This window comes from Endozoicomonas sp. ONNA2, assembly GCF_024606365.1.
Lineage (GTDB): Bacteria > Pseudomonadota > Gammaproteobacteria > Pseudomonadales > Endozoicomonadaceae > Endozoicomonas.
In genome coordinates this window covers 1-3,543 of sequence record NZ_JAHHPO010000475.1, presented here as the reverse complement: position 1 = coordinate 3,543, position 3,543 = coordinate 1, and the positions used below count along the sequence as shown (strand labels likewise).

At 52.4% G+C, this 3,543-nt stretch carries 2 rRNA genes; both read left to right on the top strand.

Annotated elements, in window-relative coordinates:
* Positions 1-3,279: ribosomal RNA gene (locus tag KDK14_RS08560) — 23S ribosomal RNA — on the top strand; the annotation flags it as partial.
* Between the two features lie 160 nt (positions 3,280-3,439).
* Positions 3,440-3,543: ribosomal RNA gene (gene rrf / locus KDK14_RS08555) — 5S ribosomal RNA — on the top strand; the annotation flags it as partial.

Genomic DNA, 3,543 nt, shown 5'->3' with positions numbered 1-3,543 from the left:
GGAGGAAAAGAAATCAATTGAGATTCCCCCAGTAGCGGCGAGCGAACGGGGATTAGCCCTTAAGCAATTTTTGGTCTAGTGGAAGACTCTGGAAAGTGTCGCCATAGTGGGTGATAGCCCCGTACACGAAAGGCCAATCATTGTGAAATCGAGTAGGACGGGACACGTGAAATCCTGTTTGAACATGGGGGGACCATCCTCCAAGGCTAAATACTCCTGACTGACCGATAGTGAACCAGTACCGTGAGGGAAAGGCGAAAAGAACCCCGTTGAGGGGAGTGAAACAGAACCTGAATCCGTGTACGTACAAGCAGTGGGAGTCGGTGTACAGTTGACAGTGGACAGTAGACAGTTAATGTGCAAAAGCACGGTTGACTGCGAGGCTGAAACACCGTCGCTGGATGATAGGGCGTCGGAATGAAACAGGGAGCCAGAAACAGGCACTTCCTGAACCGTTCACCGTCTACTGTCAACTGTCCACCGATGACTGCGTACCTTTTGTATAATGGGTCAGCGACTTACTTTCAGTGGCAAGGTTAACCGTTTAGGGGAGCCGTAGGGAAACCGAGTCTTAACAGGGCGCGTTCTTGGGAACAACAGTCGCTGGGAGTAGACCCGAAACCGGGCGATCTATCCATGGGCAGGTTGAAGGTTGAGTAACATCAACTGGAGGACCGAACCGACTATCGTTGAAAAGCTAGCGGATGACCTGTGGATAGGAGTGAAAGGCTAATCAAGCCCGGAGATAGCTGGTTCTCCTCGAAAGCTATTTAGGTAGCGCCTCGTGTCTCACCATCGGGGGTAGAGCACTGTTTGGGCTAGGGGGCCATCCCGGCTTACCAACCCCATGCAAACTCCGAATACCGATGAGTGCAATCACGGGAGACACACGGCGGGTGCTAACGTCCGTCGTGGAAAGGGAAACAACCCAGACCGTCAGCTAAGGTCCCAAAGTAACAGTTAAGTGGGAAACGATGTGAGAAGGCCCAGACAGCCAGGAGGTTGGCTTAGAAGCAGCCACCCTTTAAAGAAAGCGTAATAGCTCACTGGTCGAGTCGGCTCGCGCGGAAGATTTAACGGGGCTCAAACTGTTCACCGAAGCTACGGGGTTCAGTGGACAGTTGACAGTGGACAGTAAACAGTTTGGTGAGTATACATGCAGGGTTTTGAGCAGTTGGATGTATTCAAGAAAGCGTACCGGGCTTCGCTGGAAGTTCATAAGCTCACACTTGAATATCCAAAGCATGAACAAATGCATGGTCTTGCTGACCAAATGCGCAGAGCCAGTAAAGGCATATGCGCAAATGTTGCTGAAGGCTATGGCAAAATGAGTATTTCAAAAGCTGAATTTCGAAGGTTCTTATTAATGGCCATCGGATCAGCCGACGAAATACGAGTATGGATCAGATACTCACTGGATCTCGGATACATCGAGAAAAATCAGTGGGAACACCTGAAAACCGAATACCAGACAATTGCCAAAATGCTAACGAATTTGCACAAGAGTCACCAATGACTCAGGGCAAAACCGTCCACCGTCTACTGTCAACTGTCTACTGAACCGGTAGAGGAGCGTTCTGTAAGCCGTTGAAGGTGTACCGGGAGGTATGCTGGAGGTATCAGAAGTGCGAATGCTGACATGAGTAACGACAAGGGGAGTGAGAAGCTCCCCCGCCGGAAGACCAAGGGTTCCTGCGCAACGCTAATCGGCGCAGGGTGAGTCGGCCCCTAAGGTGAGGTCGAAAGACGTAATCGATGGGAAACAGGTCAATATTCCTGTACCCCTTGTGACTGCGACGGAGTGACGGAGAAGGCCAGGCCAGCGCGGCGTTGGTTGTCCGCGTTTAAGGTAGTAGGCTGGGGACCCAGGCAAATCCGGGTCCTCAAGGCCGAGAGCTGACGACGAGGTTCCAAGGAACCGAAGTGGTTGATGCCATGCTTCCAGGAAAAACTTCTAAGCTTCAGGTCACCAGGGACCGTACCCCAAACCGACACAGGTGGTCAGGTAGAGAATACCAAGGCGCTTGAGAGAACTCGGGTGAAGGAACTAGGCAAAATGGCACCGTAACTTCGGGAGAAGGTGCGCCGGCGATGGTGAAGGGCTTGCCCCGTAAGCTGTTGCTGGTCGAAGATACCAGGTGGCTGCGACTGTTTATTAAAAACACAGCACTGTGCCAACACGAAAGTGGACGTATACGGTGTGACGCCTGCCCGGTGCCGGAAGGTTAATTGATGCTGTTATCGCAAGAGAAGCGGTTGATCGAAGCCCCGGTAAACGGCGGCCGTAACTATAACGGTCCTAAGGTAGCGAAATTCCTTGTCGGGTAAGTTCCGACCTGCACGAATGGCGTAACGATGGCCACGCTGTCTCCACCCGGGACTCAGTGAAATTGAAATCGCTGTTAAGATGCAGCGTATCCGCGGCTAGACGGAAAGACCCCGTGAACCTTTACTACAGCTTCACAGTGGATCTTGATGTTGCCTGTGTAGGATAGGTGGGAGGCTTTGAAGCGGTGACGCCAGTTGCCGTGGAGCCACCCTTGAAATACCACCCTGGCAATATTGAGGTTCTAACCCGGGTCCCGGAACGGGATCGGGGACATTGTGTGGTGGGTAGTTTGACTGGGGCGGTCTCCTCCCAAAGAGTAACGGAGGAGCACGAAGGTGTGCTAAGTACGGTCGGACATCGTACGGTTAGTGTAAAGGCACAAGCACGCTTGACTGCGAGAGGTACATCTCGAGCAGGTGCGAAAGCAGGTCTTAGTGATCCGGTGGTTCTGAATGGAAGGGCCATCGCTCAACGGATAAAAGGTACTCCGGGGATAACAGGCTGATACCGCCCAAGAGTTCACATCGACGGCGGTGTTTGGCACCTCGATGTCGGCTCATCACATCCTGGGGCTGAAGCCGGTCCCAAGGGTATGGCTGTTCGCCATTTAAAGTGGTACGCGAGCTGGGTTTAGAACGTCGTGAGACAGTTCGGTCCCTATCTGCCGTGGACGTTGGAAGTTTGAGAAGAGCTGCTCCTAGTACGAGAGGACCGGAGTGGACGGACCACTGGTGTTCGGGTTGTGTCGCCAGACGCATTGCCCGGTAGCTATGTTCGGACGGGATAACCGCTGAAAGCATCTAAGCGGGAAGCCCCCTTCAAGATGAGACTTCCCTGACTCCTTGAGAGTCCTGAAGAGCCGTTAAAGACGATGACGTTGATAGGTTGGGTGTGTAAGTGCTGTGAGGCATTGAGCTAACCAATACTAATGACTCGTGCGGCTTGACCATATAACGCCAAAGCGATTTACGTACCAGTTGACAGTGGTCAGTGACCAGTAGTCAGTTGGAGCCATACACAAGAGTGTACAGCAAGAAAGCTTAATGATTGGATTCCAGAGTTAGGGGAGGTGTGCTCATAACACATAACCCATGACTCAAACCAGATAAGCCTGGCGACCATAGAAGGTTAGAACCACCTGATCCCATCCCGAACTCAGCAGTGAAATGACCGATCGCCGATGGTAGTGTGGGGCTTCCCCATGTGAGAGTAGG